16 protein-coding genes are annotated in these 14,463 nt (G+C 57.1%); 9 read left to right on the top strand and 7 right to left on the bottom strand.

The genetic code is table 11. From position 1 onward, the window contains the following. Positions 1–1,140, top strand: a complete 1,140-nt coding sequence (locus ACESQ2_RS12110) for an alginate lyase family protein (RefSeq protein ID WP_014229808.1) — start codon at positions 1–3, stop codon at positions 1,138–1,140. A 170-nt stretch (positions 1,141–1,310) separates the two neighbouring features. On the opposite strand, the gene ACESQ2_RS12105 is transcribed toward ACESQ2_RS12110, so the two are convergent. Beyond that, entirely contained in the window at positions 1,311–1,655 is a 345-nt protein-coding gene (locus ACESQ2_RS12105; RefSeq protein WP_004113724.1) for a RidA family protein, read from the bottom strand. A 132-nt stretch (positions 1,656–1,787) separates the two neighbouring features. On the opposite strand from ACESQ2_RS12105, the gene ACESQ2_RS12100 reads away from it, so the two are divergent. The 5 genes from ACESQ2_RS12100 to rnd all read left to right on the top strand — a co-directional run bounded on the left by ACESQ2_RS12100 (position 1,788) and on the right by rnd (position 8,180). Beyond that, a complete protein-coding gene (locus tag ACESQ2_RS12100; RefSeq protein ID WP_014229807.1) occupies positions 1,788–3,698 on the top strand; it encodes an ATP-dependent DNA helicase in 1,911 nt (636 codons plus the stop codon). A 67-nt stretch (positions 3,699–3,765) separates the two neighbouring features. Continuing rightward, complete coding sequence (tsaB, locus tag ACESQ2_RS12095; RefSeq protein ID WP_004852009.1) at positions 3,766–4,461, top strand: tRNA (adenosine(37)-N6)-threonylcarbamoyltransferase complex dimerization subunit type 1 TsaB; 696 nt, start codon at positions 3,766–3,768, stop codon at positions 4,459–4,461. Positions 4,462–4,504: 43 nt separating this feature from the next. Continuing rightward, positions 4,505–5,089, top strand: coding sequence for a Slp family lipoprotein (locus ACESQ2_RS12090; protein WP_046878453.1), 585 nt, complete (start codon positions 4,505–4,507; stop codon positions 5,087–5,089). Positions 5,090–5,297: 208 nt separating this feature from the next. Next, a complete protein-coding gene (fadD, locus tag ACESQ2_RS12085; RefSeq protein ID WP_014229806.1) occupies positions 5,298–6,983 on the top strand; it encodes a long-chain-fatty-acid--CoA ligase FadD in 1,686 nt (561 codons plus the stop codon). Between the two features lie 81 nt (positions 6,984–7,064). Next, on the top strand, positions 7,065–8,180 hold the full coding sequence (gene rnd, locus ACESQ2_RS12080) for a ribonuclease D (protein WP_004852003.1): 1,116 nt from the start codon (positions 7,065–7,067) through the stop codon (positions 8,178–8,180). Between the two features lie 64 nt (positions 8,181–8,244). On the opposite strand, the gene minE is transcribed toward rnd, so the two are convergent. Genes minE through minC form a run of 3 tightly spaced genes read right to left on the bottom strand, consistent with a single transcriptional unit; the run spans position 8,245 to position 10,052 of the window. Beyond that, positions 8,245–8,514 carry a cell division topological specificity factor MinE gene (gene minE, locus ACESQ2_RS12075; protein WP_002910902.1) on the bottom strand — a complete coding sequence of 90 codons (270 nt, stop codon included), beginning with the start codon at positions 8,512–8,514 and terminating at the stop codon, positions 8,245–8,247. 3 nt (positions 8,515–8,517) lie between these two features. Further along, on the bottom strand, positions 8,518–9,330 hold the full coding sequence (gene minD, locus ACESQ2_RS12070; protein WP_004103267.1) for a septum site-determining protein MinD: 813 nt from the start codon (positions 9,328–9,330) through the stop codon (positions 8,518–8,520). Between the two features lie 23 nt (positions 9,331–9,353). Beyond that, positions 9,354–10,052 carry a septum site-determining protein MinC gene (minC, locus tag ACESQ2_RS12065; RefSeq protein WP_004852000.1) on the bottom strand — a complete coding sequence of 233 codons (699 nt, stop codon included), beginning with the start codon at positions 10,050–10,052 and terminating at the stop codon, positions 9,354–9,356. Positions 10,053–10,178: 126 nt separating this feature from the next. Here minC and ACESQ2_RS12060 point away from each other — a divergent pair, with 126 nt between their 5' ends. From ACESQ2_RS12060 to ACESQ2_RS12050, 3 genes are all read left to right on the top strand, one after another. Further along, positions 10,179–10,460 carry a YcgL domain-containing protein gene (locus ACESQ2_RS12060; RefSeq protein ID WP_004138522.1) on the top strand — a complete coding sequence of 94 codons (282 nt, stop codon included), beginning with the start codon at positions 10,179–10,181 and terminating at the stop codon, positions 10,458–10,460. Between the two features lie 17 nt (positions 10,461–10,477). Further along, positions 10,478–11,137, top strand: coding sequence for a fumarylacetoacetate hydrolase family protein (locus ACESQ2_RS12055; RefSeq protein ID WP_046878452.1), 660 nt, complete (start codon positions 10,478–10,480; stop codon positions 11,135–11,137). 94 nt (positions 11,138–11,231) lie between these two features. Beyond that, positions 11,232–11,678, top strand: a complete 447-nt coding sequence (locus ACESQ2_RS12050) for a YcgN family cysteine cluster protein (protein WP_004851995.1) — start codon at positions 11,232–11,234, stop codon at positions 11,676–11,678. Between the two features lie 8 nt (positions 11,679–11,686). On the opposite strand, the gene ACESQ2_RS12045 is transcribed toward ACESQ2_RS12050, so the two are convergent. The 3 genes from ACESQ2_RS12045 to nhaB all read right to left on the bottom strand — a co-directional run bounded on the left by ACESQ2_RS12045 (position 11,687) and on the right by nhaB (position 14,360). Continuing rightward, positions 11,687–12,031, bottom strand: a complete 345-nt coding sequence (locus tag ACESQ2_RS12045) for a DUF1971 domain-containing protein (RefSeq protein WP_004103255.1) — start codon at positions 12,029–12,031, stop codon at positions 11,687–11,689. A gap of 116 nt (positions 12,032–12,147) precedes the next feature. After that, positions 12,148–12,678: a disulfide bond formation protein DsbB gene (gene dsbB / locus ACESQ2_RS12040; RefSeq protein WP_014229804.1), complete on the bottom strand. Its 531-nt coding sequence runs from the start codon at positions 12,676–12,678 to the stop codon at positions 12,148–12,150. A 128-nt stretch (positions 12,679–12,806) separates the two neighbouring features. Next, positions 12,807–14,360: a sodium/proton antiporter NhaB gene (gene nhaB, locus ACESQ2_RS12035; RefSeq protein ID WP_032720287.1), complete on the bottom strand. Its 1,554-nt coding sequence runs from the start codon at positions 14,358–14,360 to the stop codon at positions 12,807–12,809. Between the last annotated feature and the right edge of the window lie 103 nt (positions 14,361–14,463).

Here is a 14,463-nt window from a genome sequence, read left to right as displayed (position 1 = left end):
ATGAAGCTGTACACCCTTGACGAAACCTGCCTGGAAAACGCCCGGGCGGGCCTGAAGCAGCCCTTCTCGCCGCTGCAGCTGGCGCTAAGCAAGCTGGTATCGGAGGCGGATATCCTGCGTCGGGAAGCGCCGGAAAGCGTGGTACATAAAAAGCTGCGCCCGGCGAGCGGCGACGCGCACGATTACTACAGCCTGGGGACCTACTGGTGGCCAAACCCGCGGCGGCCCAACGGGCTGCCCTATATTCGCCGCGACGGGCATATTAATCCGCAGTGTGAGAACAACGACACGGATACCTCGCGCATTATCCGCATGTGCGAACGGTGCCTGACCCTCGGGCTGGCGTGGTACTTCACCGGTCAGCGCCAGTACGCGCAGGCGGCGGCTGCGCAGATCCGCTGCTGGTTCCTTGATGCGGAAACGCGGATGAACCCGCATCTGAACTATGGCCAGGCGATCCCGGGGATTGTTTCCGGTCGCGGTACCGGGCTTATCGATACCCGCTTAATGTGGATGGTGGTGGACACCATCGGTTTGATTAACGCGGCGAGCGTGCTTGATACCGACGATATCATCGGCCTGCACCAGTGGTTCCGCGACTTTAACCACTGGATGTACTACAGCGACATCGGCCACTCTGAGTACGTCTGGCACAACAACCACGGCACCTGGTATGACGCTCAGCGGACGGTTAACGCGCTATTTTATGGCGATAAAGGGCTGGCGGCGCGGATCATCGAGCAGGGGATCACCCAGCGGATGGCGGCGCAGATTGACCAGGACGGCAGGCAGACGATGGAGCTGGAACGTACCATTCCGTTCCACTACTCGCTGTTTAACCTGGAGGCGCATCTGCTGCTCAACCGCTACGCCGAACACGTTGAGTTCGATCGCTGGAACGCCATCCGCGATGGGCGAGGCGTGAAGCAAGGGATTGATTACCTGGTGCCGTTTATCCGGGAACCGGATCTCTGGCCCTACAGCGACCTGCAGGGAATCGTGTGGGATAGCGCGCTGCGCGTGCTGCTGCAGTCAGTGCGGGGCTATGCAAAACAATCTGCCAGCTATCGTGAAGCGCTGAAATGTGTGCCGCAGGAGACTCTGCAGTTGAAGGAACAGCTGATGTGGTGTCCGGGCTGATAGAACAATGCTTCTTGCCTCGCGACGGCGCTGTGCCCGATCGGCCTGGCTGCTATGTAGCCCGGATAAGGCGTTTACGCCGCTATCCGGGGAATGCGCCGGATAACGGCTTTGGCGCGGCTTCTTCCCGGGCGGCGCTACGCTTGCCTGGGCTACGGGGCCACGCTGTCTTACACGGCGGCGATGATTTTAATCTCGACTTTGTACTTCGGATTCATCAGCTTCGCCTGCACCGTACAGCGCACCGGGGCATGACCGGCGACGACCCACGCATCCCAGGCCTGGTTCATCGCCGCAAAGTCTGCGCCGTCGGCAAGAAAAATCGTCGCATCAAGAATACGCGACTTGCTGCTGCCCTGTTTCTCCAGCACGGCGTCAATCTGCGCCAGGGTATCGGCGGTTTGCGCGCAGGCATCGGCGTCAAGGTTGGACGGCACGCCGGTGTAGTACAGCGTCTGGTTGTGAATCACCACATCAGACCAGCGGGCTTCGGCATCAATACGCGTAATGGTCATGTTTATTTCCTCTTTGTTCCGGTTCATTAAGCTGCGGCAAGACTGCCATAATGTTTCACCTGCGTCACTACCCGCACTGGCGAAAACGACTCCACCCTGACATAATCACTGTCCAAATAACCAGGGGGTAATGTGATCGACGATTTTGCAGCAGACGGCCAGCTGGCCAGCGCGATTGCGGGATTTAAACCACGCGAGCCGCAGCGTCAGATGGCTTTCGCCGTCGCCAGCGCGATTGAAGAAACCCGTCCGCTGGTGGTTGAGGCGGGGACCGGGACCGGGAAAACCTACGCCTACCTGGCGCCTGCGCTCCGCGCCAATAAGAAAGTCATTATCTCCACCGGCTCGAAAGCGCTACAGGATCAGCTCTACAGTCGGGATTTACCCACTGTCGCCAAAGCGCTGAAGTACACCGGTAAGCTGGCCCTGCTGAAAGGGCGTTCGAACTACCTGTGCCTTGAGCGGCTGGAACAGCAGGCGCTCGCCGGCGGCGACCTGCCGGTGCAAACCCTCAGCGATGTCATTCTGCTGCGTTCGTGGTCTAACCAGACCGTTGATGGCGATATCAGCACCTGCGTTAGCGTGGCCGAAGATTCCCAGGCCTGGCCGCTGGTCACCAGTACCAACGATAACTGCCTCGGCAGCGACTGCCCGTTATATAAAGACTGTTTTGTGGTGAAGGCGCGGAAAAAGGCGATGGATGCTGACGTGGTCGTCGTCAACCACCATCTGTTCCTCGCCGATATGGTGGTCAAAGAGAGCGGATTTGCCGAGCTGATTCCCGAAGCGGAAGTGATGATCTTCGACGAAGCGCATCAGCTACCGGACATCGCCAGCCAGTACTTCGGCCAGTCGCTCTCCAGCCGCCAGCTGCTGGACCTGGCGAAAGATATCACCATTGCTTATCGCACCGAACTCAAAGACACCCAGCAGCTGCAGAAATGCGCCGACCGCCTGGCCCAGAGCGCGCAGGATTTTCGCCTGCAGCTGGGGGAACCCGGCTATCGCGGCAACCTGCGCGAGCTGCTGGCGGATAACAACATTCAGCGCGCGCTGCTGCTGCTTGATGATGCGCTCGAACTCTGTTACGACGTGGCAAAGCTGTCGCTGGGCCGCTCGGCGCTGCTCGACGCCGCCTTTGAGCGGGCCACCGTCTACCGCGGCCGCCTGAAGCGGCTTAAAGAGACCAACCAGCCCGGCTTTAGCTACTGGTATGAGTGCACTTCGCGTAATTTTACTCTGGCGCTGACCCCGCTGACGGTGGCGGATAAGTTTAAAGAGGTGATGGCGCAAAAATCGGGGAGCTGGATTTTTACCTCGGCGACGCTCTCGGTCAATGACGATTTGCACCACTTTACCGATCGCCTGGGGATTGGCGAAGCGCAAACCCTGCTGCTGCCCAGCCCCTTTGATTATGCCCATCAGGCGCTGCTGTGCGTACCGCGCAATTTACCTTTGCCGAACCAGCCCGGCGCGGCGCGCCATCTGGCGGCGATGCTCAAACCGCTGATTGAGGCCAACGACGGGCGCTGCTTTATGCTCTGCACCTCGCACGCCATGATGCGCGATCTGGCGGAACAGTTCCGCGCCACCATGACGCTGCCGGTGCTCCTGCAGGGAGAAACCAGCAAAGGTCAGCTTTTGCAGCAGTTCGTCAGCGCCGGAAATGCGCTGCTGGTGGCGACCAGCAGCTTCTGGGAAGGGGTGGACGTGCGCGGTGATGCGCTTTCGCTGGTGATTATCGACAAACTGCCGTTCACCTCGCCGGACGATCCGCTACTCAAAGCGCGGATGGAAGATTGTCGCCTGCGCGGCGGCGATCCTTTTGACGAGGTGCAGCTACCGGACGCGGTGATTACCCTCAAACAGGGGGTGGGGCGCCTGATTCGCGACATCGACGATCGCGGGGTACTGGTTATCTGCGACAACCGTCTGGTGATGCGTCCCTACGGCGCGGTCTTCCTCGCGAGCCTTCCGCCTGCGCCGCGCACGCGCGATATCCGCCGGGCGGTGCGTTTTCTTGCGGTGCCGCCGGCGAGGTAATCCGGCGCAAAATGTGGTAAGCTGCGCGCCATTTTGTCAATCTGCTAGAGCGAGAGCGCGACAACCCATGCGAATTTTAGCTATCGATACCGCCACGGAGGCCTGCTCCGCGGCGCTGTGGAATGATGGCACCCTCAGTGCTCATTTTGAAATCTGCCCCCGTGAACATACCCAACGTATCCTGCCCCTGGTGCAGGATGTCCTCAATGAAAGCGGAACGCTATTGACCGAGCTTGATGCGCTGGCCTTTGGCCGCGGGCCGGGGAGCTTCACCGGCGTGCGTATCGGCATCGGTATCGCGCAGGGGCTGGCGCTGGGGGCCGGGCTGCCGATGATCGGCGTATCTACGCTGGCGACCATGGCGCAGGGCGCGTGGCGCAAAAACGGCGCCACCCGCGTGCTGGCGGCCATCGACGCCAGAATGGGCGAAGTCTACTGGGCGGAATATCAGCGCGATGAGCAGGGCGTCTGGCACGGCGAAGAGAGCGAGGCGGTGCTGAAGCCGGAAGCGGTTCGCGAGCGGCTTCAGCGGCTGGAAGGCGAGTGGGCCACCGTGGGCACCGGCTGGCAGGCGTGGCCGGATATGGCTCGCGACTGCGGTTTAACGCTCGTCGATGGCGACATTCAGCTACCTGAAGCGCAGGATATGCTGCCGCTGGCCTGCCACCTGTTTACGGCGGGAAAAACCGTGGCCGTCGAACACGCTGAGCCAGTTTATTTACGTAATGAAGTGGCGTGGAAGAAACTTCCTGGCCGCGAGTGAATCTCAGTAACTATATGTCTGAGAAGAAGGAAGGAGTCGCGTCATGGCGGGTCAAAAAAGGGTAGTGCGTTGGTTAGTCGCGGCAGCAGTCGTTGCTGCGCTGAGCGGGTGCGCTTCGGTGCCGGATGCCATTAAGGGCTCCACCCCGACGCCGCAGCAGGATTTAGTCCGCGTGATGAACGCGCCGCAGCTGTATGTCGGCCAGGAGGCGCGTTTTGGCGGTAAGGTCGTCAGCGTGCAGAATCAGCAGGGTAAAACTCGTCTGGAAATTGCCACCGTTCAGCTTGACGACGCCGCGCGTCCGGAGCTGGGAGAAGCGTCGCGCGGGCGTATTTTTGCCGACGTGAACGGCTTTATCGACCCGGTGGATTTTCGCGGGCAGCTGGTTACCGTGGTTGGCCCGATCGTCGGCGTCGTCGACGGCAAAGTGGGCAATACGCCGTATAAATTCATGCTGATGAACGCCACCGGCTACAAGCGCTGGAACGTAGTCCAGCAGGTGGTCATGCCGCCGCAGCCGATGATGGACCCGTGGATGTTCGGCCCGCGCCCGTGGGGCTACGGGTACGGCGGCTGGGGCTGGTATAACCCCGGTCCTGCCGAAGTCAGAAACGTTGTAACCGAATGATTTTGTAGTCTTTGTAAGCAAAAAGAAACAGCGGCTGGTCCGCTGTTTCTTCGTTTTCAGTCAAATAAGAAAAATAAATAGTGACGCGCTTCGCAACCTGTACAACGGCTAATTAATAAACTGGTACGCTGAGTTAATATAATGTTAACAAAATGTTTGTTGATCAGGGGCTGTGATGACGACGAATAACTATTTCAGAGGTGATGCAGTGAAAAAGGTTTGGCTAAACCGTTATCCCGCGGACGTTCCTGCGGAGATAAACCCTGACCGCTATCAATCCCTGGTTGAACTGTTTGAACACGCCGTCCGCCGCTATGCCGATCAGCCGGCCTTTATCAATATGGGCGAGGTGATGACCTACCGTAAGCTGGAGGAGCGCAGTCGGGCGTTCGCCGCTTATCTACAGGAAGGATTAGGCCTGCAAAAAGGCGATCGCGTCGCCCTGATGATGCCTAACCTGCTGCAGTATCCGGTAGCGCTGTTTGGTATTCTGCGCGCCGGCATGATCGTGGTGAACGTTAATCCGCTCTACACCCCGCGCGAACTGGAGCACCAGCTCAACGACAGCGGCGCCGCCGCCATTGTGATCGTTTCCAACTTCGCGCATACCCTGGAAAAGGTGGTTGATAAAACCCAGGTCAAGCACGTGATCTTAACCCGCATGGGCGATCAGCTTTCCACGGCGAAAGGGACGCTGGTTAACTTTGTGGTGAAGTACATCAAACGGCTGGTGCCAAAATATCATCTGCCGGACGCCATCTCGTTTCGCAGCGCGCTGCAGCATGGCTACCGTATGCAGTACATTAAGCCGGAAATCGTCTCCCAGGATCTCGCTTTTCTCCAGTACACCGGCGGGACCACCGGCGTGGCGAAGGGGGCGATGCTGACCCATCGTAATATGCTGGCGAACCTTGAGCAGGTCAACGGCACCTACGGGCCGCTGCTGCACCGCGGTAAAGAGCTGGTTGTTACCGCGCTACCGCTGTACCACATTTTTGCCCTGACCATGAACTGTCTGCTGTTTATAGAGCTGGGCGGGCAGAACCTGCTGATCACCAATCCGCGCGATATTCCAGGCCTGGTCAAAGAGCTGGCGAAATATCCCTTCACCGCGATGACCGGGGTCAACACCCTGTTTAACGCGCTGCTCAATAACAAAGAGTTTCAGCAGCTAGACTTCTCTTCACTGCATCTCTCCGCCGGCGGCGGAATGCCGGTACAGCAGGTGGTGGCGGAGCGCTGGGTTAAGCTGACCGGGCAGTATCTGCTGGAAGGCTATGGCCTGACGGAGTGCGCGCCGCTGGTGAGCGTCAATCCGCACGATATCGATTATCACAGCGGCAGTATCGGCCTGCCGGTGCCCTCCACCGAAGCGAAGCTGGTGGATGATGACGATAATGAAGTCGCGCCGGGAGAACCGGGAGAGCTGTGCGTGAAAGGGCCGCAGGTGATGCTGGGCTACTGGCAGCGTCCGGACGCGACCGCTGAAATTATCAAGGACGGCTGGCTGCATACCGGCGATATCGCGGTGATGGATGAAGAGGGCTTCCTGCGTATCGTCGATCGCAAAAAAGATATGATTCTTGTCTCGGGCTTCAACGTCTATCCGAATGAAATCGAAGATGTGGTGATGCAGCACGCCGGGGTTCAGGAAGTGGCCGCGGTCGGCGTGCCGTCCGGCAGCAGCGGTGAAGCGGTGAAGATTTTCGTGGTCAAGAAAGATCCGGCGCTGACGGAAGAGATGCTGATCGCTTTCTGCCGTCGCCAGCTAACCGGCTACAAGGTGCCGAAGCTGGTGGAGTTTCGCGATGAGCTGCCGAAATCCAACGTCGGGAAAATTTTACGTCGAGAACTGCGTGACGAAGCCCGTGCTAAAGTAGACAATAAAGCCTGAGCTAAGAGTGAATCGCCAGACGCCGGCTAAGCCGGCGTTTTTTATGGGCGCAAGTTAAGAGAGTATGATTTGAACTATCAGATGATCACCACCAACGATGGCCTTCGCGCCGTCTGCGACGCGGCAAGCGCGGTTTCCGCCATCGCGCTGGATACGGAATTTGTCCGTACTCGTACCTACTACCCGCAGCTCGGTCTGCTCCAGCTGTTCGACGGCAGCCAGGTTTCGCTGATTGACCCGCTGGTCATCACCGACTGGGAACCGATGCGTGAACTGCTGCTGAATAAAGATGTGACCAAATTTCTGCACGCCGGCAGTGAAGATCTGGAAGTATTCCTCAATGCTTTTCATTTGATGCCGCAGCCGCTGATCGACACGCAAATTCTCGCCGCTTTTTGCGGCCGCCCGATGTCGTGGGGCTTTGCGTCGATGGTGGAAGAGTTTACCGGCGTGGCGCTGGACAAGAGCGAGTCCCGCACCGACTGGCTGGCGCGCCCGCTGACCGAACGCCAGTGCATTTATGCTGCCGCCGACGTCTGGTACCTGCTGCCGATTGCCGGAAAGCTGATGGCTGAAACCGACAGCGCAGGCTGGCTCTCCGCCGCCCTGGATGAATGTCAGCTGATGCAGCAGCGGCGTCAGGAGATTCAGGATCCCGCAGAGGCGTGGCGCGATATCGGTAATGCCTGGCAGCTGCGTACTCGTCAGCTGGGCTGCCTGCAGCTGCTGGCGGAGTGGCGTCTGCGCAAAGCGCGCGAGCGCGATCTGGCCGTCAACTTTGTGATCCGGGAAGAGCATTTGTGGAACGTGGCGCGCTATATGCCCACCAGCCTCGGGGAGCTTGACAGCCTCGGACTCTCGGGCAGCGAAATTCGTTTCCACGGCAAGACGCTGATCGGCCTCGTCGAGAAAGCGCAGGCGCTGCCGGAAGAGGCGCTGCCAGAGCCGCTGCAGAACCTGATCGACATGCCGGGCTACCGCAAGCTGTTTAAGGATATCAAAGCGCTTGTGCAGACCGTGAGCGCCGAGAAGGGCGTCAGCGCGGAGCTGCTGGCCTCAAGAAGACAGATTAACCAGCTGCTGAACTGGCACTGGGGGCTTAAAAACGGCAACGGGCAGCCTGAACTGGTTTCCGGCTGGCGCGGAGAATTGATGGCCGATCGCCTGAATGCGCTATTGAGCGACTACCCGCGCTAGCGCCGAACGGCATAGTGAAAAACCGGCTTCGCGCAGCGTTGCCGGTTTTTTTATACCTTCAGGCTCAGGACTTCGACTCTTCAGTTTCCGGCAGGGTCACGTTCAGCTCCAGAATCGAAATATCACCGTCCCTCTGCTCCAGCTGTACGCTGACCATTTCCGGGTCGATTTGCACATACTTGCAAATCACTTCGAGAATGTCTTTGCGCAGCTGCGGAAGATAGTGCGGTTCAGCGTCGCCGCGGCGGCGCTCCGCGACGATAATTTGCAGGCGCTCTTTCGCAATGTTGGCCGTGTTCTTTTTCCGCGAGAGAAAAAAGTCGAGTAATGCCATAATTTATCCTCCGAACAGGCGTTTGAGGAAACCTTTCTTCTCTTCTTCTACGAAGCGGAAAGGGCGTTCTTCTCCGAGCAGACGTTCAACGGTATCGGCATAGGCTTTACCCGCATCCGAGGCGTCATCCAGAATAACCGGTTCGCCCTGGTTAGACGCGCGCAGCACGGACTGATCTTCCGGAATCACGCCCACCAGATTGATGCGCAGAATTTCCAGCACGTCTTCCATGCTCAGCATGTCACCTTTGTTCACGCGGCCTGGGTTATAGCGCGTCAGCAGCAGATGCTCTTTAATCGGATCTTCGCCCCTTTCCGCGCGGCGGGATTTGGAGGCCAGGATGCCGAGGATACGGTCGGAGTCGCGAACGGAGGAGACTTCCGGGTTGGTGGTGATGATGGCTTCATCAGCGAAGTACAGCGCCATCAGCGCACCGGTTTCGATGCCTGCAGGGGAGTCACAGACGATAAAATCAAAATCCATTTTTTTCAGTTCTTCGAGAACTTTGTCTACGCCTTCGCGGGTCAGGGCGTCTTTGTCACGCGTCTGGGAGGCCGGAAGGATGTAGAGGTTCTCCGTGCGCTTATCTTTAATCAGCGCCTGGTTCAACGTGGCATCGCCCTGGATGACGTTGACGAAGTCATAAACGACCCGGCGTTCACAGCCCATGATCAGATCGAGGTTACGCAGGCCGATGTCGAAGTCGATAACGACCGTTTTCTTTCCCTTCTGGGCCAAACCAGTAGCGATGGCCGCGCTGGAGGTGGTCTTGCCAACGCCTCCTTTACCCGAAGTCACAACAATAATGCGTGCCATAGAAATTCCTTGTTAAAAAGGGATTAATTCAACGATTGAATCGTCAAAGCGCTGTCGTCTAAACGTAGACGGGCCGCTTTGCCATAAAATTCGGCCGGAATGTTATCACTCAGCCAGTATTCCCCGGCGATGGAAACCAGTTCCGCCGAGAGGTTGCTGCAAAATATTTGGGCGTCTCTGTCGCCGCCGGCGCCGGCAAGCGCACGTCCCCGCATCATGCCATATACATGGATATTACCATCGGCAATAAGTTCAGCCCCGGCACTCACATGGTTTGTAACAATTAGATCACAGTGTGGCGCATAAATACGCTGACCGGAACGTACCGGCTGATCGATCAAGCGCGTTTTTGTGATCTGATTAACAGCTGGCGGCGGGGCAACGGGTTCTGGCGCGGCCTGACGGGTAATTTTTTCTTTCCCTTCGGTTAATAAAGGGATCCCGGCGCGGTCAATTTCGGTTTTCAGCCGAGGAAGTTTACATCCGCTTACGCCCATAATACGCAGGCCGGTAGCCGCGATAGCCTCATGAAGAGGGCGCCAGTCGACGTCATCTTCAATGCTGCTGATATTCACCACCACGGGGGCATGACGTAAAAAGGCGGGAGCCTGGGCGATTTTGTCTTCTAACGCCTGACGAATAACCTCGGGATTTGCATCGTGCAAATGAATCACAGATAAGGTGAAGCTACTGCCCTTAAGTTCGATTGGCGTATTTGACATCCTGGCCTTACTCAATTTGCTGTTTATCACTCGCTGAAGTGCGGTGATATTCCGAAGACTAAAAGGCATGTTATAGTCACTCATATATAGAGGCAAGTGACCACAGGTCTAATTCCGAGTAAAACTATGTTTTGTGTGATCTATCGAAGTACTAAACGTGAGCAAACCTATTTATATGTCGAAAAAAAGGACGATTTCTCCCGCGTTCCTGACGAATTAATGTATAGCTTCGGTACGCCCAAACTGGCAATGATTTTACCGCTCGATGGGCGAAAAAAACTCATCCACGCCGATTTGGATAAAGTGAAACAGGCGCTGGCCGATCAGGGCTATTACCTTCAGCTCCCTCCTCCGTCTGAAAATTTACTCAAGAAACACCTGGCGGAACAGGGGAATAAATCTGATTAACCCACAGAGGGAAAACAATGTACCAACATCATAACTGGCAGGGTGCGCTACTGGATTATCCGGTAAGCAAAGTGGTGTGCGTGGGCAGCAACTACGCAAAACACATCAAGGAGATGGGCAGTGCGACGCCGGAAGAGCCGGTGCTGTTTATTAAACCTGAGACGGCGCTATGCGATATCCGCCAGCCGTTGGTGCTTCCTGAGGGGCTGGGGTCGGTGCACCACGAGGTTGAGCTGGCGGTGCTGATTGGCGGCACGCTGCGTCAGGCGACGGACGATCATGTGCTCAAAGCCATCGCCGGCTATGGCGTGGCGCTGGACCTCACTCTGCGCGATCTGCAGGGCAAAATGAAAAAAGCCGGGCAGCCGTGGGAAAAGGCGAAAGGCTTTGATAACTCCTGCCCGATTTCGGGGTTTATTCCCGCCGGCGAATTTCACGGCGACGCGCAGAATACGCCGCTGAGCCTGAAGATAAACGGCGAGGTGCGCCAGCAGGGCACGACGGCCGACATGATTCATAAAATTGTGCCGCTGATCGCCTATATGTCGCGCTTCTTCACCCTGAAAGCCGGTGATGTGGTGCTGACCGGCACCCCGGAAGGCGTGGGGCCGCTCGCCAGCGGCGACGAGCTGGAAGTCGGTTTTAACGGGTTTTCGCTGACCACCCGCGTGCTGTAACGACCGCTTGCCGCCTTCTCCGGGCGGCAAAACTTGCATCGGCGTGCCAGACTGGTTATAAGGTGCACCCTGAACTGCAATGACGGACATCCCAATGAGCGAACAACCTTTCTGGCAACACAAAACACTGGATGAAATGAGCGATGCGGAGTGGGAATCACTTTGCGACGGCTGCGGACAGTGCTGCCTGCATAAGCTGATGGATGAGGATACCGACGAAATCTACTTCACCAACGTCGCCTGCCGTCAGCTTAATATCAAAACCTGCCAGTGCCGTAACTATGAGCGCCGTTTCGAATATGAACCGGACTGCATTAAGCTCACCCGCGACAACCTGCCTACGTTTGAATGGCTGCCGCCGACCTGCGCCTATCGTCTGCTGGCGGAAGGTCAACCGCTGCCGCACTGGCACCCGCTGTTAACCGGTTCGAAGGCGGCGATGCATGGCGAACGCATCTCGGTTCGCCATATTGCTGTGAAAGAATCCACGGTGGTTGACTGGCAGGATCATATCCTGAATAAACCAGACTGGGCGCAGTAGGCGCTCAGTTAGCCTTTCTTCGCGTGAAATAGCCCGCTTTCACCGTCGGCGTCATCTGCAACCCAAAAGTTAATATTGAACTGCGCGTCGTCGCTAAGTTCAATGCGGTGCCAGTACTGCGGCGGGCTGGTCGCGAACTGTCCGGCGTTGATAACGACCTTTGCTTCAGGCTCTGTCGCCTGTTCGTCGGCGAAACCATAATAGGTTACCGTACCTTCCATCACGCAAAGCTGGCCGAAAACACCCGCAGCGGTGTTGTGGTGCGTCAGCAGAGCGGCAGGGACGTTCTGTTTGGTAAAGAATGGGGTGGAGCGTTTTACCTTCCAGCTAGCGGGAATACGCAAATGAGACATCATGTGCTCCTTAGTTAACATCTATAAGTTGCATTTAATATGCAATTTTATGTGACCGACGTCAACGTGCAGGCAAAAAAAACGCTCCCGGAGGAGCGCTTTATCAGCAATCGTTCTTAGCGACCAAACAGATCGCGCTTTTTAGGTTTAAACGGCTGTGCGATAAGCACCAGCGCGCCGACAACCAGATAGGCGGCGAAGATCCCGACCAGCCACTGCGGCATTTCCAGCGTCAGGAATTCCCACTGGCGTACGGAGCAGTCACCGGTGGCGACAAATACCTGAGGCAGCCATTTATCCAGCGGCAGCCACGTGGGGAAACGAGCGGCGAAATCGCAGGTCTGGAAGGGGGAAGGGTGAAGCTGAATCATGGTGTGTTCCCATGCCAGCTGCAGCCCGCGCAGGGCGCTGTAGAGCCAGATAATAATCGCCACATAGCGCAGAGGCGATTTTGGCGCGATGGCGCCGACAATACCGGCACCCATAATGCCAAAAAGCGCGCAGCGTTCGTAAATACAGAGTACGCAGGGTTGCAGCAGCATGACGTGCTGGAACCACAAAGCAACCAATTCAAGAACAAACGCGGTAAGCGCCATCAGGAGCCAGGCACCGCGTCCCCTTGAGCACTGGTTTAAATATCGCAACATAATCATTTCCCTGGAACATGCTAAATCATGGCAGTGTAAACGAAAACCGAAGCGACGCCAGCAGCTAGTCTGAAAATATTACGTAAGCGAATATGGAATACCCGGATTTTTGATCCGGGTATTGCTTTTTACTTCAGCAGCTGAGGCGTTACCAGCCAACCCTGCTCCAGCATCCACTGGGTCGCCGGCATCAAGGTAAATTCGACGCACGCCAGGCCCACCAGGGTCAGGACGAGAGTATACGGCAGCGCCATCCACACCATACGGCCATAGGAGAGGCGAATCAGCGGGGCCAGCGCGGAGGTGAGCAGGAACAGAAACGCGGCCTGACCGTTCGGCGTGGCGACGGATGGCAGGTTAGTACCGGTATTAATGGCCACCGCCAGCAGCTCAAACTGCGGCAGGCCGATCGTCCCATGCTCCAGGGCCGTCTTCACTTCGTTGATGTACACGGTGCCGACGAAGACGTTATCCGAAATCGACGATAGCAGGCCGTTAAACAGATAGAACAGCGATAGCTGGGCGTGCGGCGAGGCCTGGAGAACAAATTCGATCACCGGGGCAAACAGGTGCTGATCGATGATCACCGCCACGACGGCAAAAAAGACCGTTAGCAGCGCGGTAAACGGCAGCGCTTCGGTAAACGCTTTGCCGATGGCGTGTTCGTCGGTGACGCCGGAAAAAGTCGTTGCCAGAATGATGACCGACAGGCCAATCAGGCCGACTTCCGCCAGATGCAGCGCCAGCGCAACGATCAGCCAGACGCCAATAACCCCCTGAGCGATAAGACGCAGGCGATCCTGACGGCTGCGGCTCTGACGGCTACGATCGTCGAAATCCTGTAGCACTTTGCGCACCGTAGGCGGCAGCGGTTCGCCGTAGCCAAACAGGCGGAATTTCTCCAGCAGCAGGCAGGTGAGCAGGCCGCATACCAGCACCGGTAAGCTTACCGGCAGCATGCGCATGAAGAATTCACCGAAGTGCCAGCCCGCGGCTTTGGCAATAATCAGGTTCTGCGGTTCGCCGACCATCGTCATTACGCCGCCGAGCGCGGTGCCGACCCCGGCGTGCATCATCAGGCTGCGCAAGAAGCCGCGAAACTGCTCCAGAACATCGCGATAGTGCTGCTCGATATGGCTGTCGTCGAGCATGTTGTCATCGTCCGGCCGCGCCGAAGCGGCTTTGTGATAAATACCGTAGAAGCCAACGGCTACGCTGATCACTACGGCGACAACGGTCAACGCGTCGAGGAAGGCGGAGAGGAAAGCGGACGCGACGCAAAACGCCAGCGACAGCAGCATCTTGCTGCGAATGCCGAGCAGCAAACGGGTGAAGATGAACAGCAGCAGCTGCTTCATGAAGTAGATACCCGCCACCATAAACATCAGCAGCAGCAGGACTTCAAGATTACTGGCCACTTCTTCGCGAATATGCCCGGGCGTGGTCATACCGATAAATACCGCTTCAATAGCCAGCAGGCCGCCCGGCAGCAGCGGATAACATTTAAGCGCCATCGCAAGGGTGAAGATAAATTCGATAACCAGCAGCCATCCGGCAATAAACGGATGAAGATAAAAGACCAGCGGATTAACGATCAGGAAAATGATGAGAGTGAGTTTGTACCAGTCCGGGGACTGACCAAGAAAGTTGCGCCACAGGGCGCGGCCATACGACATTTCCACGACAGACATCCTTTCTCCGTCAAATTCTGAAACATGATTTTATGCGTAACTATACGCAAGATTACCAGTTGCGCAAAACGAGACGCAACTTTCTTCGCATCAC

Origin of the sequence: Klebsiella sp. Q11 (assembly GCF_964241505.1) — a bacterium.
GTDB classification, from domain to species: Bacteria; Pseudomonadota; Gammaproteobacteria; order Enterobacterales; family Enterobacteriaceae; genus Klebsiella; species Klebsiella michiganensis.
The sequence above is the reverse complement of the archived record's forward strand: the minus strand, read 5'-3'. Positions and strand labels throughout refer to the sequence as shown.